The sequence below is a fragment of the Amycolatopsis sp. N2S4-7 genome, from assembly GCF_058119595.1.
The window spans coordinates 1,983,202-2,004,358 of record NZ_CP172299.1; the positions used below are offsets into that span (position 1 = coordinate 1,983,202).

16 protein-coding genes are annotated in these 21,157 nt (G+C 73.8%); 7 read left to right on the top strand and 9 right to left on the bottom strand.

The features are described 5' to 3' along the window. Positions 1–279: 279 nt before the first annotated feature. Positions 280–1,845, top strand: a complete 1,566-nt coding sequence (locus ACH54P_RS09210; RefSeq protein ID WP_489911916.1) for a cytochrome c biogenesis protein DipZ — start codon at positions 280–282, stop codon at positions 1,843–1,845. Here ACH54P_RS09210 and ACH54P_RS09215 read toward each other — a convergent pair. Then, the gene (locus tag ACH54P_RS09215) at positions 1,832–4,285 is read right to left on the bottom strand and encodes an AfsR/SARP family transcriptional regulator (protein WP_489911917.1); all 2,454 of its coding nucleotides are present in this window, start codon (positions 4,283–4,285) and stop codon (positions 1,832–1,834) included. The two genes, ACH54P_RS09210 and ACH54P_RS09215, sit on opposite strands and share 14 nt — an antisense overlap. Positions 4,286–4,447: 162 nt before the next feature. On the opposite strand from ACH54P_RS09215, the gene ACH54P_RS09220 reads away from it, so the two are divergent. Continuing rightward, the gene (locus ACH54P_RS09220) at positions 4,448–5,908 is read left to right on the top strand and encodes an aldehyde dehydrogenase (protein WP_489911918.1); all 1,461 of its coding nucleotides are present in this window, start codon (positions 4,448–4,450) and stop codon (positions 5,906–5,908) included. Continuing rightward, positions 5,905–7,269 (top strand): MDR family MFS transporter, encoded by a 1,365-nt coding sequence (locus ACH54P_RS09225; protein WP_489911919.1) that lies wholly within the window; start codon positions 5,905–5,907, stop codon positions 7,267–7,269. Before ACH54P_RS09220 ends, ACH54P_RS09225 begins: the two co-directional genes overlap by 4 nt. A gap of 46 nt (positions 7,270–7,315) precedes the next feature. On the opposite strand, the gene ACH54P_RS09230 is transcribed toward ACH54P_RS09225, so the two are convergent. Continuing rightward, complete coding sequence (locus ACH54P_RS09230; protein ID WP_489911920.1) at positions 7,316–7,798, bottom strand: carboxymuconolactone decarboxylase family protein; 483 nt, start codon at positions 7,796–7,798, stop codon at positions 7,316–7,318. A 312-nt stretch (positions 7,799–8,110) separates the two neighbouring features. Between ACH54P_RS09230 and ACH54P_RS09235 the strand changes: the two genes are divergently transcribed. Further along, positions 8,111–8,878 carry a GNAT family N-acetyltransferase gene (locus ACH54P_RS09235; protein WP_489911921.1) on the top strand — a complete coding sequence of 256 codons (768 nt, stop codon included), beginning with the start codon at positions 8,111–8,113 and terminating at the stop codon, positions 8,876–8,878. Here the strand turns inward: ACH54P_RS09235 and ACH54P_RS09240 are convergent. Genes ACH54P_RS09240 through ACH54P_RS09250 form a run of 3 tightly spaced genes read right to left on the bottom strand, consistent with a single transcriptional unit; the run spans position 8,868 to position 11,161 of the window. Then, positions 8,868–9,434 carry a flavoprotein gene (locus ACH54P_RS09240; protein ID WP_489911922.1) on the bottom strand — a complete coding sequence of 189 codons (567 nt, stop codon included), beginning with the start codon at positions 9,432–9,434 and terminating at the stop codon, positions 8,868–8,870. The two genes, ACH54P_RS09235 and ACH54P_RS09240, sit on opposite strands and share 11 nt — an antisense overlap. 41 nt (positions 9,435–9,475) lie before the next feature. Next, positions 9,476–10,411, bottom strand: a complete 936-nt coding sequence (locus ACH54P_RS09245) for an AraC family transcriptional regulator (protein WP_489911923.1) — start codon at positions 10,409–10,411, stop codon at positions 9,476–9,478. A gap of 48 nt (positions 10,412–10,459) precedes the next feature. Further along, entirely contained in the window at positions 10,460–11,161 is a 702-nt protein-coding gene (locus ACH54P_RS09250; protein ID WP_489911924.1) for a TetR/AcrR family transcriptional regulator, read from the bottom strand. An 89-nt stretch (positions 11,162–11,250) separates the two neighbouring features. Between ACH54P_RS09250 and ACH54P_RS09255 the strand changes: the two genes are divergently transcribed. Further along, complete coding sequence (locus ACH54P_RS09255; RefSeq protein WP_489911925.1) at positions 11,251–12,375, top strand: FAD-dependent oxidoreductase; 1,125 nt, start codon at positions 11,251–11,253, stop codon at positions 12,373–12,375. Positions 12,376–12,601: 226 nt separating this feature from the next. On the opposite strand, the gene ACH54P_RS09260 is transcribed toward ACH54P_RS09255, so the two are convergent. After that, on the bottom strand, positions 12,602–14,056 hold the full coding sequence (locus ACH54P_RS09260; protein WP_489911926.1) for an ATP-binding protein: 1,455 nt from the start codon (positions 14,054–14,056) through the stop codon (positions 12,602–12,604). A gap of 478 nt (positions 14,057–14,534) precedes the next feature. Between ACH54P_RS09260 and ACH54P_RS09265 the strand changes: the two genes are divergently transcribed. Next, a complete protein-coding gene (locus tag ACH54P_RS09265) occupies positions 14,535–16,196 on the top strand; it encodes a DUF6461 domain-containing protein (RefSeq protein ID WP_489911927.1) in 1,662 nt (553 codons plus the stop codon). Between the two features lie 39 nt (positions 16,197–16,235). Here ACH54P_RS09265 and ACH54P_RS09270 read toward each other — a convergent pair whose 3' ends face one another. Next, the gene (locus ACH54P_RS09270) at positions 16,236–16,973 is read right to left on the bottom strand and encodes a TetR family transcriptional regulator (RefSeq protein ID WP_489911928.1); all 738 of its coding nucleotides are present in this window, start codon (positions 16,971–16,973) and stop codon (positions 16,236–16,238) included. Between the two features lie 106 nt (positions 16,974–17,079). On the opposite strand from ACH54P_RS09270, the gene ACH54P_RS09275 reads away from it, so the two are divergent. Next, on the top strand, positions 17,080–17,541 hold the full coding sequence (locus ACH54P_RS09275) for a glycogen operon protein GlgX (protein ID WP_489911929.1): 462 nt from the start codon (positions 17,080–17,082) through the stop codon (positions 17,539–17,541). A gap of 45 nt (positions 17,542–17,586) precedes the next feature. On the opposite strand, the gene ACH54P_RS09280 is transcribed toward ACH54P_RS09275, so the two are convergent. Both ACH54P_RS09280 and ACH54P_RS09285 read right to left on the bottom strand, forming a co-directional pair. Continuing rightward, entirely contained in the window at positions 17,587–18,648 is a 1,062-nt protein-coding gene (locus ACH54P_RS09280; RefSeq protein WP_489911930.1) for an esterase/lipase family protein, read from the bottom strand. Positions 18,649–18,684: 36 nt separating this feature from the next. Continuing rightward, entirely contained in the window at positions 18,685–21,102 is a 2,418-nt protein-coding gene (locus tag ACH54P_RS09285; protein WP_489911931.1) for a beta-L-arabinofuranosidase domain-containing protein, read from the bottom strand. Between the last annotated feature and the right edge of the window lie 55 nt (positions 21,103–21,157).

Below are 21,157 nucleotides of genomic sequence, written 5' to 3' on the forward strand. Positions count from 1 at the left end.
GCGACCGGCGCGGAGACCGGCACCAGGCGCTGCCGCGGGTTCTCGCCCGCGCCGCCCTCAGCGGCGCCACGCCCGGCCACGAGGCCCGCGGTGTCCGGCTCGGTCCGCACGCTCACGGACGCACCGAAGTCCTCAATGGACAGGAAACCCCCGCGCCTGCATCGCGGAAACTACGCGCCGGACCTATACATCTCGCCGACAGGCGGAATCCATGACGAGACCCTTACCGCTCCTTCCTTGTCCTCCAAGGGAGTCGTCCCCGCGGATACGGTCGATCGCATGCCCACCCTGCTCCTCGCCGGCCTGCTCGCCGGGATCGTCACCAGCGTCTCGCCGTGCGTGCTGCCGGTCCTGCCCGTCGTGCTGACGGCGGGCGCGCGCCGCCCCTGGGGTGTCGTCGGCGGCCTGGTGACGAGCTTCAGCCTCGCCACGCTGTTCGGTTCGCTCGTCCTGGACGCACTGGATCTGCCCGCCGGGCTCCTGCGGAACGCGGGCATCGCGGCGCTGGTCCTGCTGGGCATCGGGCTGCTCGTGCCGCGCGCGGGCGAGCTGCTGGAACGGCCGTTCGCCCGGCTCCGCGGCCGGGCCGCCGCTCCCGGCCGCGGCGGCTTCGTCACGGGGCTGGCGCTGGGGCTGGTGTACGTGCCGTGCGCGGGTCCGGTCCTGGCCACCATCGCCGTGGTCGGGGCGACGCACCGGGTCGGGTTCGGCAGCCTGCTGCTGACCGCGGCTTTCGGGGTGGGCACGGGCATCCCGCTGCTCGTGCTGGCCGCCTCGGGTGGCGCGCTGGCCCGCCGCGCGCGGTTCCTGCGGACGCACGCGCGGAGCCTGCGCGTCACGACCGGCGCCGCCCTGGTGGCGGTCGCCGCCGTCACCGCGTTCGACCTCGCCGCCCCGCTGCAGCGCACCGTGCCGGACTACACCGCCGCCGCGCAGCGGGCCGTCGGCACCGGCCAGCTCGACCAGCTCACCCACGCCCCGGAGTTCACCGGCGTCAGCACCTGGCTCAACACCCCCGGCGGGCAACCGGTGTCGCTGCGGGCGTTGCGCGGCAAGGTCGTCGTCGTCAGCTTCTGGACCTACAGCTGCATCAACTGCCAACGGGCGCTGCCCCACCTCGAGCAGTGGTACCGCACCTACCGCGACGCCGGCCTCGAGGTGGTCGGCGTGCACACCCCGGAGTTCGCGTTCGAGCACGACCCGGGCAACGTCGCCGACCAGGCCAAGGCTCTCGGCGTGGTTTACCCGGTCGCCGTCGACAACGACTACGCGACCTGGAACGCCTACGGCAACCACTACTGGCCCGCCGCCTACCTGATCGACGCGACCGGCCAGGTCCGGCGGACCAGCTTCGGCGAAGGTGGCTACGCGGACTTCGAACAGCAGATCCGCACCGCGCTCACCGATGCCGGAACACCCCGGCTCCCCCACGCCACCGACGTCCCCGACACGACCCCGGGTGCTTCGCTGACCCCGGAAACCTACCTCGGGGCCGAACACGCTCCCCTGGCCACGAGCGGCGGCCGGGTCGCGGCCGGCCAGACCCGGGACTACACCTTCCCGGCCGCCCTCGACGCCGACACGTTCGCCCTCGACGGCACGTGGACCTCGGACGGCGAGTACCTGACCGCGGGCCCGGACGCCCGGCTGCGGCTCGACTTCCACGCCACGTCCGTCCACTGGGTACTCGGCGGCACCGGCACGGTGACCGTGGACGGCACGAAGACCATCCCGGTTTCGGGCCCGCCGACGCTGTACACGGTGCTGGACGGTCACTCCGGACGCGGCGAGCTGACGTTGACGGTCAGCCCGGGCGTGCGGGCCTATTCCTTCACGTTCGGCTGAACAGGGCCAGGCGCTGGGCCCACAGCTCCTCGTCCAGGTGGTGGTCCTGCCACCGCGACGGCGGATCGGCGAGCCAGTCGTGCCCGAAGACGGCGTACGGGTAGTTCGCGCCGGAGCACGCCGGCTCGAAGTGGCCCAGGTAGTCCATCAGCGGCGCCCACTGCTGCCGGTTCGCGACGACCAGGTACGAAGCCGCCAGGTCCGGTTCGTGCAGCCAGCAGCGCATCATCCGGGCCAGGAACACGTCGGTGACGGGGTTCGGCTTGGTCTCGTGGGCCGGGCAGATCAGGTGCCGCGCGACGGCGACGTGCGCGCCGGGCGGCCGGGCCGTCCGGCGGGTCGCGTCCGCCCAGACGTCGGCGACGACCGGGTCGCCGTCCAGCTCCTCCCGCGACGGGGCGCGGAGGGTCAGCCAGCTCATGAAGGCGCGCAACCGGTTGCTCCGGCGGCACCGCAGCACGGTGAACGCCTCGGGCCGGCGGTCCAGCCAGAACCGGACGGACGCGGCGGTGAACTCACCGTGGGTTTCGCGGGCCAGGGTGACGAGCTCGTCGTGGTCGGCCGGGGTCACGCCGGCCGCCCGCACGTCCTCGTCGCCGACCATCGAGACGTAGCGGGCCACCACCCCGCCGCCGCGGCGCAGGTGGCTGACGGTCCGCATGACCGCCACGCCCGCCCGCGGCTCGGTGGCGTCGCGCAGCAGGGTGTTCAGCGCGTAGTGGCGGATCCGCCGGTGCATCCGCTCGTAACCGACCGGGTCCCGCCACCGCAGGTGCGCGTCGAGGGCCTCCCGCAGCACACCGTTGACGTCCAAGCCGTGCCCCGGCGTCTCGACGTACGGCTGCGCGCGCAGCCAGTCGAACAGCTCGGCGGCATCGCCCTCCGGGATCGCGGCGCGCAGGAGGTCTTCGGTGGTGTAGCGGGCGTGCGCGCACACGTGGAGCGCCCACCGGTGCCGGGGCGTCGGGACGTCGCCGACCAGCAGGTCCAGGACGGTGTCGACGACGTACCGCACGGCCTCGCGCCGTGACGGCTGCCCGGTGGCCGCCATGCCGCGGCCGACCTCCGCGGCCAGCGCGAGGACGAGCGGGTGGCCCGCCGCGAAGTCCACTATGGACGCACCGAAGGCGGGATCCACCCCGCGGGCTTCGACCAGCACCGCGGACTCCAGGGCGCTGAGCGCCTCCAGCCGCCGGACCACCATCGCCCCGGACCACGCCGGGTCCGTGAGCCAGGCGACGCCCGGGCCGCGCCGGCCGGCCACGACGACGACCGCGTCGCCCGGCAGCCGCCGGAGGAGGTCCTCGCGCAGCCACGGCTCGAGTTCGCCGTGCCGCTCGAACTCGTCGACGAGGACGACCGGGCCGGCGGGCCCGTCCCCGGCGAGCCGGTCGAGGCGCTCCCGCAGCCGGGCGGTCGGCAGCCCGCGCAGGTGCCACACCGTCCGCCCGGCGGCCGTGGCGTCGCCGGCGAACCGGCCCAGCAACGTCGACTTGCCGATTCCGGCGGCTCCGCACACGAAGAGGACTTCGAGTCCTTCGCCGGGACGGCGCCGCAGCAGGGCGCCGAAGGCGGCGCGCTCGACGTCCCGGCCGACGAACGGCGGCTCGAGGCCTCGCTCCGGAGCCGGGCGGGCCACCGGCGTCCGCGGCTCGGGACCCGGGTCGTCCTCGGTGCCGGCCCGCAGGATCTGCTCGTGGATCTCGCGCAGCCGCGGCCCGGGACTCACCCCCAGCTCCTGGCCGAACAGGTCGTAGACCGTGCGGTAGGCCTCCAGCGCCTCGGCCCGCCTGCCGCTGCGGTGCAGGGCAAGGAGGTGGATCTCGTACAACGGCTCCTCGAACCGGTTCAGCTCGATGAGCAGCGGGACCTCGGCCGCCACCTCGGCGTGCCGTCCCAGCTCGAGGCGCAGCCGGAACAGTTCCTGGGTGGCGATCAGCTTCAGCCGTTCCAGGCGGGCGCGTTCGCGTTCGGCGGCCTCGCCCGGCACCCCGGCCAACGCGGTGCCCGTCCAGAGGCCGAGGGCCTCCTCCAGGTGCTTGGCGGCGGCCGGCACGTTCCCGCCCGCGCGTTCCTGCCGGGCGGCTTCGACCAGCCGGGTGAAGTCGGCGGCGTCGAGCGCGAACAGCGCCGGGTCGAGCAGGTACCCGCCGGACCGGGACCGGATCGCCGAGCCGAGGCCGTGTTCGGAGAGCACGCGGCGCAGGCGGGAGATGTAGGTGCGGACGACGGCTTCCCCGGTGGCCGGCGCGCGCTCGCCCCACAGGCCGTCGATCAGCTCGCCGATCCGCACGAACCGGCCGCGGTGGGCCAGCAGCACCATCAGCACGGCCTGCTGCTGCGGCGCGCCCAGGTCCGGTTCCCCGGTACCGCAGGCGAGTCCCGGCGGTCCGAGGACGGTGAACCGGCACTGTCCGTCCACGGGCGCCCGGCGGTCCATACCGGCGAACGTAGGCCTGGCCGGACCGCGCCCGCGAGCGTCGGGTGACGCAGTGCGTGTACGTCACCGGTGCGCCTCTTGTGCAGCGCCTCACAGATGCGCTCCTTCCAGTCATCAAGTGCTACATTGATGAGACAGAACCAAGCGACCAGGAGGTAGGCAGTGCGCACTCACACCCAGCTCTTCATCGGCGGCGCGTGGACCACGCCGAGCGGCACCGAGCTGCTGGACATCGTTTCCCCGCACGACAACACGGTCATCGGCCGCGCCGCGCAGGCACTGCCCGCCGACGTCGACCGCGCCGTCGCGGCCGCCCGGAAGGCCTTCGACGAAGGCCCGTGGCCGCACACCCCGCCCGCGGAGCGGATCGCGGTCCTCCGCCGGCTGGCCGCCCTGCGCGAGAAGCGCGCGGACGAGATCGCGGCGCTCATCTCCGCGGAGAACGGCTCGGCGCTGTGGTTCACCAAGGCCGGCCAGCCCGGGTTGACCCGGCAGGCCAACGCCTACCTGAAGGCGGCCGAGGAGTTCGACTGGGAGAAGACCCTCGAACCGTCGGACCCCGCCGCGCCGTTCCGGTCGGTCGTGCGCCGGGAGGCCGTCGGCGTGGTCGCCGCGATCATCCCGTGGAACTCGCCGTTCTCGTCGGCGTTCGCCAAGATCGTCCCGGCGCTGCTCGCGGGCAACGCCGTCGTCCTCAAGGTCTCGCCCGAGAACACGCTGAGCATGAACCTCCTCGCGGAGCTGCTGGCGGAAACCGGGCTGCCCGAGGGCGTCATCAACGTCCTGCCCGCCGACCGCGAGACCAGCGAGTACCTCGTCAAGCACCCGGACGTCGACAAGATCGCCTTCACCGGGTCCACCCGCGCCGGGCGCCGCATCGCGTCGCTGGCCGGGGAACAGCTCAAGCGGGTCAGCCTCGAGCTCGGCGGCAAGTCGGCCGCGATCATCCTGCCCGACGCCGACCTCGACGCGGCGGTCCAGGGCCTCAAGTTCGGTTCCCTGCTCAACAACGCCGAATCGTGCATCGCGCAGACCCGCATCCTCGCGCCGCGCAGCCGCTACGAAGAGGTGGTCGCCGGGCTGAAGGACCTGGTCGAGTCCCTGGGGGTCGGCGACCCGGCCGACAACGCGACCTTCATCGGCCCGATGATCCGCCGGGACCAGCAGCAGCGGGTCCTCGACTACGTCCGCATCGGCATCGAAGAGGGCGCGCGGCTCGTCACCGGTGGCCCGGAAGTCCCGGCGGGGCTGGAAAAGGGCAACTACGTCACCCCGACGGTGTTCGCCGATGTCGACAACTCGATGCGGATCGCGCAGGAGGAGATCTTCGGCCCGGTCCTGGTCGTCATCGCCTACGACGACGAGGACGACGCCGTCCGCATCGCCAACGACTCCGAGTACGGCCTGTCCGGCGGCGTCTGGTCGGCCGACCCGGCGCACGCGCTGGACGTCGCCCGCCGGGTGCGCACCGGCACCGTCACCGTCAACGGCGCGCCGATCGGCTTCGACGGCCCGTTCGGCGGGTTCAAGGCCAGCGGCCTCGGGCGCGAATACGGCGCCGCCGGGCTCGGCGGCTACACCGAATACAAGACCATCACCGTTCCGGAAAAGAAAGACCGATGACTCTCGACACCCCCGCCAGACCCGTCGGCCCCGCCGTGCGCCCGGCGATGGCGGCCCTGGTCCTCGCCGTCCTGCTGGCCGCGCTGGACCAGACCATCGTCGCCACCGCCCTGCCCAGGATCGCCGCCGACCTCGGCGGGTTCCGCGACATCGCCTGGATCACCGCCTCCTACCTGCTCGCCTCGACCGCCGCCACGCCGCTGTGGGGCAAGCTCGGCGACATGCTCGGGCGCAAGCGCCTGTACCTCGTCGCCACGACCGCGTTCCTGGTCGCCTCCGCCCTGTGCGGCCTGGCCCAGGACCTGCCCCAGCTGATCGCCGCCCGCGTCCTGCAGGGCCTGGCCGGCGGTGGGATGATCGTGTGTGCGTTCGCGCTCGTCGGCGACATCGTCGAACCCGCCGAGCGCGGCCGCTACCAGGGCCGGTTCGGCTCGGTGTACGGCGTCGCGAGCATCGCCGGCCCGCTGCTGGGCGGGCTGTTCACCGACCAGCTCTCGTGGCGGTGGGCGTTCCTGATCAACGTGCCCGTCGGGCTGGTGGCACTGGTCCTCGCCGCACGGGCGCTGCCCGCCGCGGCCCGGAAGCCGGCCGCCCGCATCGACTACCCCGGCGCGCTGCTCCTGGCCGGCGCGGCCACCGCGCTGGTCCTGATCACGTCGTTCGGGCCGCGGTGGGGCTGGACGTCCCCGGGCACCCTGGCGCTCGCGGCCGTCGCGATCGTCCTCATCGGACTGGTGATCCCGGTCGAGCGCCGCGCCGCGGCCCCGGTGCTGCCGCTGTCGATGTTCGCCTCGCGCACGGTCGTGCTCGCGTCGCTCATCGGGTTCGTCGCCAACGTCGCGATGTTCAGCGTCCTGGTGTACCTGCCGACGTACCTCCAGGTCGTCGACGGCGTGTCGGCCACGCTCTCCGGGGTCCACATGCTGCCGCTGGTGCTCGGGCTGGTGGTCAGCCAGTCGTTCGCCGGGCGGTGGGTCGCGAACCCGGCGCGCCTGCGGGTGATCCTGGTGACCGGCATGGCGCTGAACGTCGCCGGGCTCCTGCTGCTGAGCACGCTGGCGCCCGGGACGGCGCAGCTCGCCCTGATCGCGTACTTCCTCGTGGCCGGCGTCGGCATCGGCATGGTCCCGATGGTGGCGCTGACGGCGGCGCAGAACGCGGTCCCGGCCGCGGACATCGGGGCCGCGAGCGCGGTCGTCACCTTCGCCCGCTCGATCGGGGCCGCGTTCGGGGTCGCCGTCTTCGGCAGCCTGCTCGGCGACGACGTGGCCGGGAACATCGGCGGCGCCTTCCTCTGGATCACCCCGGTGGTGGTGCTCGGCACGATCCTCGCCGCGCTGCTGAACCGCCGGCCGGTCTGACCCCGGCCGGAAAGGCGCCCCTCGACGGGGGCGCCTTTCCCGGTGCTCAGGCGAGTTCGGCGAACATCCCGGGCTCGTAGGAACCCCCCTTCTGGTGCACGATCACGGCGAGCCGGTTGGCCGCGTTGATCAGGGCGACCAGCGCGACGAGGGCGGCGACCTGCTCGTCGTCGTAGTGCTCGCGCACCCGGGCCCAGGTCGCGTCGGAGACGCCGTCGTGGACGTCCGCGAGCCGGGTGCCCTCCTCGGCCAGCGCGAGCGCGGCCCGCTCGGCCTCGGTGAACACGGTCGACTCCCGCCACGCGGCGACGAGGTGCAGCCGGACGGCCGTCTCCCCGGCGGCCGCGGCCTCCTTGGTGTGCATGTCCAGGCACCAGCCGCACCCGTTGATCTGGCTGGCCCGCAGGCTGACCAGCTCCTGGGTGCTCTTCGGCAGCGGCGACCGCTCGATCACCTGCCCGAGGCCGGCGAACCGCTTGCCGAGCCGGGCGCCGGTCTCGGTGGCGAACAGGTCGATGCGGGATTCCATGGCTTGTCCTCACTCGTGTCGGGATCGGAACGCCCACCAGACACCGGCGGCGCCGCTCTTGTGACACCCGAGCGCGGCGGCTTCAGCTTGTCTCCGCGGGTGGGCACCGCGCACCACCCGCGCCGCGAACCAGGCGATGTCGAGGTAGGCAAGGGCACAGGGCCGAGGAGCCGGGCCCGGGCGCGGGCGTGCCCGCGAAGTCGAGGGCGAAGTTGCCGCAGGGAAACGCGTGCCCCAGGTGCCCGGTGACCGGGCTCACGCCGGATGCGGTTCGTCTGCGGGACGTCGATGTCGCCCCTGCAGAATCGCCGCATGACCGACCAACGAACCGACCGGGCCGCGCGGGCCTGGATCCGCTCCATGGCGCTGTTCGCCGAAACCCAGCCGGGTGGGTTCTTCCGGGAAGGCACCGCCGGCACCGCCGAGCTCGTCAGCGGGGCGCCGATGCCGTTGCTGAACGGGGTCGTCAGCGTCGCCGGTGAGCCGGCCCCCGGCGAGGTCGCCGAGTTCGCCGGGTCGCCGCGGCTGGCGTCCGTCGCGTGGAGCGTGCAGGTCCGCGGCGAAGCGGTGGACGAGCGGATCGTCGCCACCGCGGCGGCCCACGGCCTGGGCCGGCGGATGCTCCTGCCCTTCATGCTGAAGGACCTCGACGCGAGCGACGCCCGCGGCACCGAGGCCGGCGGGCTCAAGGTGCGGCACGTCTCCAGTGTGGACAGTGACCTTTACCGGACCACGATGGCCGCGGGGTACGAAGGGCCGGACGCGCTGTTCGCCGTCTTCGCGCGGCCGTCCGTGCTGGACCACCCGACCATGCGGGCCTACGTCGCCGAGCTCGACGACGTCGCCGTCGCGACGTCCTTCGGCGTCATGGTGGACGACATGGTCGGGGTGTTCAACATCGGCGTGCCGCCGCAGCACCGCCGCCGCGGCTACGGCCGCGCCGCGACGGCGGCCGTGCTCCGGGACGGGTACGCCCTGGGCGCGCGGACGGCGTTCCTGCACGCCAGCCCGCTGGGCGTGCCGCTCTACGAGCAGATGGGGTTCGCCCTGGCGGAGAACTGGACGCTGTTCACCGGGTGAGGTGCTCCCGCACGAGCTCGACGAACCGGGGTGGTGCGGGCGGCGCCGGGCTCTCCACGAACCCGCCGGCGGCCACGTCGTAGCGGGGAGCCGTCGCCGGGTCGACGACGACGTGGCCGTCCTCGCGCAGCCGTGCGACGTTGCGCCGCACCGCCCGGTTCGCCCACATTTCGGCGGACATGACCGGGAAGAACACCACCGGCCCGGTGGTGGCCAGGATCGCCGCGCCGAGCAGGTGGGGCGCGGCACCGGAAGCGGCGGCCGAGAGCAGGTTCGCGGTCGCCGGGAGGACCACCAGCAGGTCGTTCTCCGCCGCCAGGCTCTGGTGGTTCGCCCGCGCCCAGGTCGCCGGGTCGTCGCCGGTGACGACCCGGTCGGCGAACAGCGCGATCGTCGACGCGGGGACGAACCTCGTCGCGGTGGGGGTCATGAGCACCGACACCGTTCCGGTGAAGGAAGCGCGCAGCGCGGAAACGAACACGGGCAGCAGGGCGACGGCGGCCGAGCCGGCGGCGCCGATCAGCAGCCGGCCGTCGAAGGCGGGGTTTTCGGACATGGCACCGAGCGTCCCCGGCCGCGGCCGTCCCGGACCGACGATCAGTGCCCGGCTTCCTGACGGCGAGTGCCATCGCGGTAGTCCCCGGGCGTGGTGCCGGTGAGCGCCTTGAACGCGCGGTGCAGCTGGACCGCGCCGCCGAACCCGCACTCCCCCGCCACCAGCTCGAGTGGCCAGGACGGCTTGGCCCGCACCAGCTCCTGGGCGCGGGCGACGCGCAGCCGGCGCAGCTGGCCGCCGAACGACTCACCGCCGGCCAGTGCCCGGAACAGCGTGCGCCGGGAGATCCCGCACGCGGCCGCCACGGCGCCGGCGTCCAGCGTGGGATCGGTGAAGTTCCGCCGCAGGAACCGCTGGATCCGTTCGCGCACGAAGGCGAGCCCGCCGTCGCCGGCGGACGCAGGACGGGCGGCCCAGCCGAGCGCGGTGTCGATCAGCGCCACGGCGTGGAGCGCGAGCCCGCGGGCGTCCGCGGGGTCGAGCCGCGCGAGCCCGGCGAGGAAGTCCGTGACGACCCCGGCCGGGCCCGCGCCCGGTAGTGCCACCGCGGTCGCCACGCTCAGGTCGCGGCGTGGCAGCTGGGTTTGCGGGACCCGGACGACCAGCTGCGCGAAGGGGCCGGCGAACTCCATCGCGTAGGGCTCGGTGCTGTCGACGAACACCAGTGAACCGGGCGCGAGGACGCCGGTCCGGCCGTGCTGGGTCACCAAGCCGTGCCCGTCGAGCTGGATGTTGGCGAGCACGTACTCGTCGCCGGCGGTGATCAACGCGGGGTCCCGGCGCACTTTCTGCGCGTCGGCCCGCAGCCGGGAAACGCCCAGCGGGCCCAGGTCGCGGTGGCTCACGGTGCCCGCGAACCCCTCGTCGGCAAGGGGCTCCACCCGGACCCGCACGAAGGTGGCGCACACCAGGTCGCGCCAGTAACCGGCGGCCTGTCCCGGTGGGACGTCCGAAGTGGACCAGGTGGCGTGACGCACGGACGCTCCTCGGAAACTCGTCGCACCGGCAGAATACGGCGGCGGTCCTTATTCGCGGTCCGAGGGCAGCGCGGCGATGCCGGAGAGGACGAGATCGATCCCCGCGAGGAACTGCTCCCGGTCGTCGTGCTCGCGCAGCTGGTCCGTGACCGCCCGGATGAACGGGTACTCGCCGGGGTCGAGCTCCTCCCACGCCTTCGACACCGCGCCCAGGAACTCGGCGCGGCGCGCGCCGGCCTCGGGGACGCGGGCGTTCGCGGCGTTCTGGCCGGCGGCGCCGAGGATGTAGTGCACCAGCGCCGACGTCGCCGTGAACCAGCTGTCCTCGGGCGCCCCCAGCGCGCGGACCCGACGGCCGATGGCTTCGAAGATCCGGGGGGTCACCGAGCCCCACGGGCTGCGGGAGAACTGCGTCGACAGCTGCGTGGCGAGCCACGGGTGGTCCTCGATCGCGGCGAACAGGCCGAGCGCGGCGGCGCGGATCTCCTCCTGCGGCGAGCCGGGCGGGCCGGCGGGCTCGGCGGCCAGCGCGGCGGCCACGACGGCGTCGGTCGCCGCGCCGAGCAGCTCGTCCTTGTTCGCCACGTGCCAGTAGATCGCCCCGGGCCCGGTGGTCAGGCGCCGGCTCAGCGCCCGGAACGTCAGCCCGCCCTCGCCGTCCGCGTCGAGCAGCTCGACGGCGGCCTCGACGATGCGCTCGCGGGAGAGCGCCTCTGCGCGCCGGTGTGCCCGGTGCGTCCGCGTTGCCATGCCCCATCTTGACACATCTGGAACGCCGTTCCAATATTGGAACGACATTCCAGAGAGGCTCACCGGCCTCCGGCCCGAAGGAGCCACCCATGCCCACCCCCGTCACGATCGTCGGCGCCGGCCTCGGCGGCCTCACGCTCGCCCGCGTCCTGCACGTCCACGGCATCCCGGCCACGGTCTACGAGGCCGAGCCCTCGCCGGCGGCGCGCACGCAGGGCGGGATGCTCGACATCCACGACCACAACGGCCGGCGGGCCCTCGAGGCGGCCGGCCTGCTGGACGAGTTCCGCGAGCTCATCCTGGAAGGCCGCGAGGCCACGCGGATCCTCGACCGGGACGGGACCGTCCTGCTCGACCAACCCGACGACGGCACGGGCGTCCGTCCCGAGGTGCAGCGCGGCGAGCTGCGCCGCATCCTGCTCGAGGCGCTCCCGGCCGGCACCGTCCGGTGGGGCCACAAGGTCACCGGCGTCCGCGAGCTCGGCGACGGCCGCCACGAGCTGACCTTCGCCGACGGCACCACGGCCGGCACGAGCCTCCTGGCCGGGGCGGACGGCGCGTGGTCCCGCGTCCGGCCGCTGGTTTCCGCCGCGGTGCCCGAATACGTCGGCACCTCGTTCGTCGAGACGTACCTCTTCGACGCCGACACGCGCCACCCGGCCGCCGCGAAGGCCGTCGGCGGCGGGGCCCTGTACGCGCTCGAGCCGGGCAAGGGGATCATGGCGCACCGGGAAAGCGGCGGGAACCTCCACACCTACGTGGTGCTGTCCCAGCCGCAGGACTGGTTCGCCGCCATCGACTTCACCGATTCCGCCGCGGCCACCGCGCGGATCGCGCAGGAGTTCGGCGGGTGGGCCCCGGAGCTGACGGCGCTGATCACCGACGGCGAGACCGCGCCGGTCCTGCGCCCCATCCACGCCCTGCCGGTCGGCCACCGCTGGGAGCGGCGGCCGGGAGTGACGCTCCTCGGCGACGCCGCCCACCTCTCGGTCCCGAACGGCGAAGGCGCCAACTCGGCCATGGACGACGGCGCGGAGCTGGGCCAGGCCCTCGCCGCCCACCCCGGCGACACCGAAGCCGCGCTCGCGGAGTACGAGGCCGCACTGTTCGCCCGAAGCGCGGAGGGAGTCACCGAGGCCACCCGCGATTTCGAACTCTGCTTCGGCGACAAGACACCCCAGAGCCTGATCAACCTGCTCACCGGGCAGGAGTAGCCGCGGCACGCGCCTGGGTTCGCCTCCCGGGCGCGTGACCCGCCCGAATCCCACCGACGTCCTTGCGTGCTCGGCGATTCCGCCGTGCCCCTGCCGGCGCTCGCCTACCCGGGCGTCGCCGGCTTCCACGAAGAGGTCGTCTCACGCCTCACCTCGCCGCTCCGGTGATTCCGCCGTGCCGGCGCTCGCCTCCCCGGCCGTCGCCGGCTTCCGCGTCGCGCTCGTCTCACGTCCCGCCTCGCCGGTCCGGCGGGGCCGCGGCGCCGACGTCCCCGCGGCGCTGCAGGACCGTGCCGAGCTGTTCCAGCGCCGCGGACTCGTTGCGCCGGTCCTGCGCCTCGCGCGCCGGCTCGGCCGCCCAGCGGGACTCCCGTTCCGCCTCCGGCAACTGCCCCAGATCCAGGTACGCCCGCCCGAGCTGGGAGCGCAGCCGCGCCTCCGCCGGCCGGTTCCGGCAGCGCCGGGCCGCCGCGATCCCCAGCTCGTGCGAGCGCAGCCACTCCGGATAGTGCTTGCGGTACAACAACAGTTCCCACAACGCCTCGCACAGCTGCCACGCGAGTTCGTCGTGCCGCTCGTCCACCGCCTCGTCCAGCAGCGACAGCACGTTGGGCAGTTCGCCGGCCAGCCAGTCGAGCGCCTCGCCGTCGGTGGCGAACGACGCCGGCTCGTCGCGCAGCTGTCCGGCGACCGGGCTCAACCGCCGGCGCAGCGGGATCACCACCAGGTTCGCGCGCGTCATCTCCCCCAGGTACCAGCCGGCCGCGCGCGGGACGACCTCGAACCGCCCGTCGTCGCGCTGGGCCCGCGCGTGCAGCCGGACCAGGTCGTGGAAGCGGTGGCGGTCGAGGTCGGCCGCCGCCAGCAGGCTGCGGTCGACCAGCACCTCCAGCGCCTCGGCCGCCTCGCGCTCCGGTACCCCGGTGACCGCGGCCGCCAGCTTCGTGCCGAACTCCGCGACCGGGAGCTCGGCCGTCAACCGGTACAGGCGCGCCACGGGCTCGGGCAGCTCCCGGTAGGACCAGTCGAAGGCGGCCGTCACCGAGTCGTCCGCCTCCGAGAGCCGCGACAACGTCAGCGGCCGCGACCGCTCGTCCCGCAGCTGCGCGACCACCCGGGAAACCGGCCAGCGCGGACGGGCGGCCAGCCGCGCCGCCGCCACCCGCAGCGTGATCGGGAACCGGCCGCACTGGCCGGCCAGCTCCGCGAGTGCGGACGGCTCGGCCTCCGCCCGGCGGCGGCCCACCGTCCGGGCCAGCAACGCGACCGCGTCGTCCCGCGGCAACGGGGCCACGTCGACGAACCGCGCCCCGTCGGCGAACAGGCCGTCCAGCCGCAGCCGGCTGGTCACCAGCACCGCGCAACCGGCCGAAGCCGGGACCAAGGGACGCACCTGGGCCGTCGAAACCGCGTTGTCCACCACGACCAGCAGGCGCCGCCCCGCGGTCACCGTCCGGTACAACCCGGCCTGCTCCGCGAGGCCGGCCGGGACCCGCTCCGGCGCGACGCCCAAGGCGCGCAGGAACGCGCCCAGCACCTCGTCCGGCACCACCGCCTTCTCCGCCGAGAAACCCCGCAGATCGGCGAAGAGCTGTCCGTCGGGGTAGCGGTGCGCGTGCGCGGCCGCCCAGGTCACCGCCAGCGCCGTCTTGCCCACGCCACCGGGACCGACGACAACCACCAGCCGTGCCCGGGTTTCACTCTCGTTTCGGGGTGCGGTCGACGTGTCCATCGCTTCGAGTTCGCCGGCCCGGCCGAGGAAATCCGCCGGTGGTGGCGGCAGCCGGCGCGGAACAGCCGATGACGTCGGTGCCGCACCGCGGTTCGCGGCGTTCTGCTGAGCCGGAATGCCGGAATCCCGCGCCGCGGTGAACGGTTCGCCGGATCCCTTTCCCCCGGTCACCGACGAGCCGTTCCGCACTCACCGGCGCTGTGCATCGCCACACCCCCGCGCCTCCCGGACTTCCTTGTCTACCCTGCCGGGCCGGAGAACGGGACCGACGCGCGAAGACAACCCGAACGCACTCTCACCCGGAACGCACCGTAATCGTCGTCGGATCACCCACTCGGTCGAACGGATTCGGCCCGCCGCCCGAATTCGTCGCGGACTCCGGCCGGGCGTTGGCACGGGCGCCGGGCACGGCTGGCAAAGTGGCGGTATGGGGGAAAACCTTGCCGCCGCCGTGGCCGCTGCCGTGCCCGCCGTGCGGGCCCTGATCCCGCCCACGCCGGCCGCGGTGCTGGGGCGGCTGTCCTTCGGGCCGGAGCCGCCGCGGTTCCCGGACCGGCCGGAGCACGCGGAGCCCGAGGTCGTGCGGTCGCTGCGGAGCTTGCCGTCCTGGGTGGTCGAACGCGTGCACGGAGCCGTGGAGCTGCCCCTCGCCGCGCTCGCGATCGAGGCGCCGAAGGTGACGGCAGGGTTGGCGCCGCCGCCGTCCGGGGCGTTCGGCTTCCTCACTTCGGACCACGAAACGGAGGCGCTGCGGGAAACGCGGCTGCTGGTCCACGTCCGGCCGGGTCTGCTCGAGCTGGTGACGGACCTGACCGCCGGCCTGGTGGCCGACGACGCGCTCGCGCCGCTTCTGACCGCCGAAGGCGACGAAGCGGCGATCGCGGCCGCGCACGGAGCCACCTACCTCGCGATCGCGTTGGTGACGGCGGCGATCGCGGCGCGCGAGACCGCCCAGCCCGGTGTCGCGGCCATCACGGGGACGGCTCTCGGCGTGGCGGCCGGGCTGCTCCGGTCGGCTCCGATGCCCGCCGGATACGAAGTGGCGTTGCGGGAGAAGGAGCGCGCGGAGTACCGGCTGCCGCAGTCCGGGAGCACGCACCTGGAGGTTCGCGACCACGTTTTCGCGTTGACCGAAGGCGAGTTCCCCGCGTCCGGCGACTTCGCGGAGAACGGGCTCGCGGAGGCCGTCGACGGGGGCGTGGTGATCCGCACCGGCACGGAGCACGGCTCGGTGCGGGTCGGCGTCCGGGTCCTGGCCGAGCCGCCCGAGACGGTGGAGACGCTGGGCTGGGAAGAGGTCCTCGACCTCAGCTGGCGGGCGGAGCACGGCTCGGCCCGCCTGGCGCCGTCGCACGGGGAGGGGGTGAAGACGCCGCCGTGGCCGGGCGACTACCGCGTCCGGGTGCACGCGTACGGCCGCGACAACCCGGAGGACGAGGGCTACGACGTCTGGGTCTGGGCGGCGCCCGCCGAGCCGCCGGTGGTGCACGCCCGCGCCGACCGCCTCGGTCACCGCCTGCGCGGCGAGGCCGAGCCGCCGCTCGCCGACCGGCCCGAACTGCGCTACCGCTGGCTCAAGCGCACCCGGCTGGTGACGGCGGCGACGGTCACGGTGGTCACCGGCCTGCCGGTGGAGGAGGTGCTCCGCGGCTTCGGCGCGGACCCCGCGAACCCCGAGCCACTGGACGAGCTGCGGGAGACGTTCGCGGAGCCGTGGCTGGCGGTGCTGGACCTCGACGGCGTCGTGCTGGCGATCGAGGAAAACGGCTACTACGGCTCGTGGCAGGAAGTCCTGACCCCCGTGTCGCGGGCCGGCCGGGCGGCGAGCATGTTCTGGAACGTCAACGGGCTGAGCAGGCTGTCCTTCGCCCGCGACGGCGAGCTGCTGTCGGCGTTCGAGCCGGGCCTGGAGGAACCGGCCGCGGCCGCCGAGGTGACGGCGGCACTGGCGGGCCTCGACCTGGAGAACTACCGCGACCGCGACGAGAAGGGTTTGGTGGCGGTGGAACGGTTCACGGGCCGGGGCCTGTACCCGGAGGACCTGGAGGACATCGACCGGCTCGGGGTGGGGTACCGGATCGCCACCTGAAGGACCCGGCTTCGCTTATGACACTGAGTGCCAGCGCCGTCAGCCGCCTGGTTGACCGGTTCCGCGCAGGGCCGCGCTCACCTGGGCGATGACCTCGTTGAGGGGCGTCGCCGTGCTCAGTACGGCGACCACCGTGCCCTCCTGGCCGCTTCCGGGCCGGAAAGCGTCGATCACCAGCGCGAACGCCTCCGCGGCGCTGGCCGTGATGTCGTCCTTGCCGCCGCTGCGCAGCCAGCGCCGGAGCACGTGGTTGTTGGCGGCCGCGATCGCCGCGGCGGCGACGGCCGCGCGCAGGCCGGCCATCTCGTCGCCCCGCTCCTCGAACCGCGCCTGCAGGTAGCGCGCGAGCACGCGCTGGTAGCGGTCGACCGTCGCGACCTCCTTGTCCCGCAATGAAGGCACCTTGCGCGTCAGCGTGAAGCGCTTGAGCGAGATGTCGAGGTCGGCGGCGTAGGAATCGAGCACCAGGCCGACCGCCGCGCAGGCCACCTCCACCGGGTCGCGCGCCGGGTCCGCGGCGGCGAAGGCCTCCTCCATCTCCGCGACGATCTCGTCGTGGTTGGCGAAGAGCACGTCGTCCTTGGCGTCGAAGTACCGGAAGAACGTGCGGCGCCCGACCCCCGCGGCCGCCGCGATCTCGTCCACCGTGGTGGCCTCGTAGCCGTTGGCCACGAACAGGTCCACGGCCGCGGAGGCGAGCGCGCGGCGCAGCTTCCGCCGGCCCGCGGGGGTCGCTCCGGCCCGGGTGGCCGGCGCGCGGCGCGGCAGGTCGGTCATGACCGGGACCGTAGCAGCCCGGCTTGCTAGCGGCACTGAGTGCCGTTACGCTGAGCGGCAAGCCCGGGCCGCCACGGCCCACCCCGCCGAGCGGAAGGCGTCGACGATGTCGCTCGACCAGCAGCTGCAGCCGATCGGTTCCGCCGTCGCGGGCGAGCGGCTCGACGTCTACTACGGCCGGCTGTTCGGCTGGCCCGTGAAGTGGCGTGGCCCGCACCCGGCACTGGCGCTGGAGAACGGGATCTGCGCCGTGACGCTGCCCAAGCTCAACGCGGCACCGGTCCTCGCCCGGCTCGCCGCCACCGGGTGCGAGGGTCCCGCGATGATCCTCCCGACGCGCCAGGGTCCGCGGGTCGCCGTCCTAGCGGAGACCGACGGCCTCATCCCCCCGCGCGACACCCTCCCCAAGAACGTCGAGGTGCTCGCCTGGGGCACACTGCTCCCGCTGCCGGCCGGCTCCGGGCGCACGGACGTCGCGACCGAATGGCTCACCGCCCCCGACCCCCACCGCCGGTGGCTCCCCAGCCTGGGCGCGGTGCTCGCGGCCATCCCCGCCTACGAGCGTTAGGCACGCCGGATCGGCCGTCGGGGTCGGTGCGGTGCCGGGCCGCGATCAGCCCGAAGCCTGCCCGCGGATGATGGTGATCACCGACTTGATCACCGCTTCCTCCCCGTGGACGCGGGAATGCGCCAAACCACCCGTCCCCGCCGCGAAGGGTTCCAGTTGCAGGAGGGTCGCGTGTCCGGGTGGGGCGGGCTCGGCGGAGCTGAACGCGAACAGACACACGAACGGGCCGTCCAGGCCGAACACCAGGGACGCCAGCAGCATCGCCGTCACGACCGTGATCACCGCGTACCCCGGGAGCGGGAACACGTCCAGGAGCACGGTCACGCCGAAGGGAATCCCGAGCACGGCCGAAACCAGCACCGACGCGTTCACGAACACGAAGAACAAAGCCCAGAACAGCAGGTTCGCGAGCGGACGGCACAGCACTCCCGCCGCCCAGCCGACGAACTGGCCGGTCGTGAGCAGGGCCGAGGCCTCGTCGCCGGCCGAACGGACGACGAACAGCTCGTCGCGGCCCATCGCCGGTGCGTGGACCGCGTCGAGCAGGGTGCGCCGGTCGCCTCCGTGAATCCGGGCGCCGGCCGCGCAGAGAACCAGTGCCAGGGCGAACAACCCGCCGATGACGATCAGCACCCAGTCCAGGTACCCCCGCGGCCCGGTCACGACCTTCTCCCCCGCGGCCAGCAGGAGCAGCGGACCGAACAGCAGCTGGATGAAGATCAGCCAGCCCGGGGGCTTCCGCACGCGCGAGTGGATGAACGGCGTGGCGAATGCGATGGTCGAGACGCGCCGGGCGCGTTTCGCCCGGCGCAGTTCGGCCGTCGCGTGCACGGCCACGTTGCCACCGTGGCTGTGCGCCAGGATCCACAGCCGGCTCTTCGGGTTCTTCGCCGCCTCCAGGCGCAGGTGCTCGGCCAGATCGCGGGCCGCCACGGTCCGGGCACGATGGGAGTTCCGGCCGGACCACGTGAACGGGGCCACCCGGCAGCCGGCATCCGTCAAAGCTTTGCTGAGCGCGCTGTCGGGCTTCGTCCAGGCTGCCTTCCGGGCGTACGTCCCGTGAACCAGCGTGACGACGGGCTGCTCCCGGCCTGAGCGTTGCACCACCGGGCCAGGGTAGCCGCCCCGGTGGGGCAGCCGGGCTCAAACCGCCAGGGCCCGCACCTCCGCTTCGCCCAGCGCCCGGCCGTACAGCCGGAAGTCCGCGACCGCCCCCTTGAGGTACGGGTGTTTCGGGTTCTGGGAACGGCCCAGGTAGTTCAGCTGGGTGGCGCCCAGCAGGAGCGGGCTCATCAGCGGCGCCGGGTTCACCCCCGTCAGCGAGCCACCGAAGTACAGCCGCAGGCCGGCGCCCGCCGTCACCGCCACGTGGGTCCACACCCCCGCCGGGAGCGCGACGGCGGCGTCCACGAAGTCCTCCGTCTCCATGCCGCCCAGCTTCATCGCGCAGCGGGCCACGCCCAGGCCCGTGCGCGGGGTCAGGAACAGGGACGACTGCGCGTTGAACCCCAGGTCGAACACCCGCGCCGAGTTGACGATCGTGTCCGGGCGGACCCACATCGACACCGTCAGCTCGGTCAGGTTCGCCGGCAGCCCCGGCGCCAGCCGCACGTGCCCGCTGACGCCGTCCAGCTCGATGCCCCGCTCCCCCGGCGCCGCACCTCGGGCGAGCACCGCGTCCGGCCAACGCCCGAGACCCTCCGCCAGGCTCGCGCCCAGCGGGTACACCGCCACGGTCTTCGGCGCGGGCCGGGCCGGCGGCGACGCGAAGTAGACGCTGTAGTGCTCGTGCTGGACGTCGAGGAACGGGCTCAGCCGCACCCGCTCCGCACCGGCGAGCACGCTGAACTCCGCCCGCCCTGGCTCGCGTCGCAGCGTGCCCGGGTCCACCGTCGGGATGACCGGCGGGACCGCGTCCCCGTGCCGGGCCGCGAGCACCAGCGGGCCGTACGTCAGCGCCCGCACCGCGGGGTTGTCCGGCGCGGGCAGCCACCGCGGGGTCATCGGCAGGTGCAGCTCGACGACGTCGCCCCGGTGCCACTGCCGTCGGATCGTGGCGAACCGGCCGGGGGACGCGGTCACCGGCGCGCCGTTGACCGTCAGCCGGGGATCCGAGACCCACGCGGGAATCCGGACGCGCAGGGCGAACGCGGCGGAGCCGTCGACGCGCAGCCGCACCGTCTCGTCGTAGGGGTACTCGGTCTCCAGCCGCACCGAGACGCCGTGGAAGTCCACTGTGGACGGGATGAACAGGTTGACGTACAGCGTGTCGCCGGCGGTGAAGTAGATGTTCTCCGCGTACTTCGCGTGCGTCTCCAGGCCGGTGCCGTGGTCGCAGGTGAAGTTGCCGTAGTCGCTGCTGTACGTGCCGGGGTCGGAGGCGACGCCCTCCTTGCCCTTGCGCGCGGCGCCCGGGACCAGCCCGGTGTAGTAGGTGACGAACCCGTGCGGCGAGTCCGGGTCCTGCTCGCCCAGCAGCTGGTTGAGCAGCGTCCACTCGTAGTGGTCGAGGTACCCGGTCCGGCTCGGGTCCTGCAGGAACAGCAGCCGGCCGAGCTTGAGCATGTTGTAGCTGTTGCAGTTCTCGCAAGTGTTTTCGCCGAGCCGGCTGACGACCTGGTCCGGCGGCCCGAAGAACTCCGCGTCGGCGTTGCCGCCGATGACGTAGCTGTGGTGGTGCACGACCTGGTCCCAGAAGTACGTCGCGATCGTGCGGTAGCGCTGCTCGCCGGTCACGTCGTACTCGGCCGCCGCGCCGACGATCTTCGCGATGTCGGTGTTGGCGTGCCGCCCGGCGAGGGTGTCCTGGCGCGCGGCGAGGGGCGTGAAGATCTCGTCGTGGTCGAACCGCCGGGCCAGGGTGAGGTGCAACGGGTCTTTCGTGACGGCGTACAGGTTGGCCAGTGCCTCGTTCATCCCGCCGAACTCCGTGTGCAGCACCTTCTGCATGGCGTCGTGCGAGAGCGGAGCCGTGCGCGCGTCGATCCAGCGCGCGATGCCGCGGGCGACGTCGAGGGCGCCGCCGGTGCCGAGCAGCCGGTGCTGGTCGAGCAGCCCGGCGAGGATCTTGTGGATCGTGTAGTACGGCGCCCACACGGACTTCCCGGCCTCGAGGTCGGCGAAGGCCTGCTCGGGAAAGGCGGACAGGTAGCCGGACGCCGCCTGGCATTCGGCCAGGGCGGCCACCAGCCGCGTGCTCTTCGCGGTCAGTTCGGCGTCGCCGGTGTTCGCGGCCGCGAGCGCCAGGCCGGACAGCAGGTGCCCGGTGGTGTGCCCGCGCAGCTGGCTGTCCGGCGCCTCCCAGCCACCGCACGGCTCGGCCGCGGTGGGCAGCCCGGCGGTCAGGCGGAACGTGTGCAGCAGCCGGTCGAGGTCGACGAACTTCAGGTACGCCACGGTCCGGCGCAGGTTCGCCAGGTACCGGCTTTCGAGGAGCCGGACACCGCCGAGCGCGACCGGCCGCACCGGGGCGCCCGGCGAAGCCGAAGCGCTCCACGGCGCCGCGGCCGCGAGCCCGAGTGCGGCACCGAGGCCGAGCGCGGTGCGCCGGGTGATGTTCACCGGGCCTCCACTCCGCCGGGAAGGGCCGCCGCCAGGCCGAGGGCCGCGCCGGCGC

What these genes read in the sequence shown, in the direction of transcription:
- ACH54P_RS09210 (WP_489911916.1), top strand. Translation starts at nt 280, where the DNA reads ATGCCCACCCTGCTCCTCGCCGGCCTGCTCGCCGGGATCGTCACCAGC.
- ACH54P_RS09250 (WP_489911924.1), bottom strand. Translation starts at nt 11,161, where the DNA reads ATGGCAACGCGGACGCACCGGGCACACCGGCGCGCAGAGGCGCTCTCC.
- ACH54P_RS09265 (WP_489911927.1), top strand. Translation starts at nt 14,535, where the DNA reads ATGGGGGAAAACCTTGCCGCCGCCGTGGCCGCTGCCGTGCCCGCCGTG.
- ACH54P_RS09215 (WP_489911917.1), bottom strand. Translation starts at nt 4,285, where the DNA reads ATGGACCGCCGGGCGCCCGTGGACGGACAGTGCCGGTTCACCGTCCTC.
- ACH54P_RS09230 (WP_489911920.1), bottom strand. Translation starts at nt 7,798, where the DNA reads ATGGAATCCCGCATCGACCTGTTCGCCACCGAGACCGGCGCCCGGCTC.
- ACH54P_RS09235 (WP_489911921.1), top strand. Translation starts at nt 8,111, where the DNA reads ATGACCGACCAACGAACCGACCGGGCCGCGCGGGCCTGGATCCGCTCC.
- ACH54P_RS09270 (WP_489911928.1), bottom strand. Translation starts at nt 16,973, where the DNA reads ATGACCGACCTGCCGCGCCGCGCGCCGGCCACCCGGGCCGGAGCGACC.
- ACH54P_RS09225 (WP_489911919.1), top strand. Translation starts at nt 5,905, where the DNA reads ATGACTCTCGACACCCCCGCCAGACCCGTCGGCCCCGCCGTGCGCCCG.
- ACH54P_RS09255 (WP_489911925.1), top strand. Translation starts at nt 11,251, where the DNA reads ATGCCCACCCCCGTCACGATCGTCGGCGCCGGCCTCGGCGGCCTCACG.
- ACH54P_RS09275 (WP_489911929.1), top strand. Translation starts at nt 17,080, where the DNA reads ATGTCGCTCGACCAGCAGCTGCAGCCGATCGGTTCCGCCGTCGCGGGC.
- ACH54P_RS09240 (WP_489911922.1), bottom strand. Translation starts at nt 9,434, where the DNA reads ATGTCCGAAAACCCCGCCTTCGACGGCCGGCTGCTGATCGGCGCCGCC.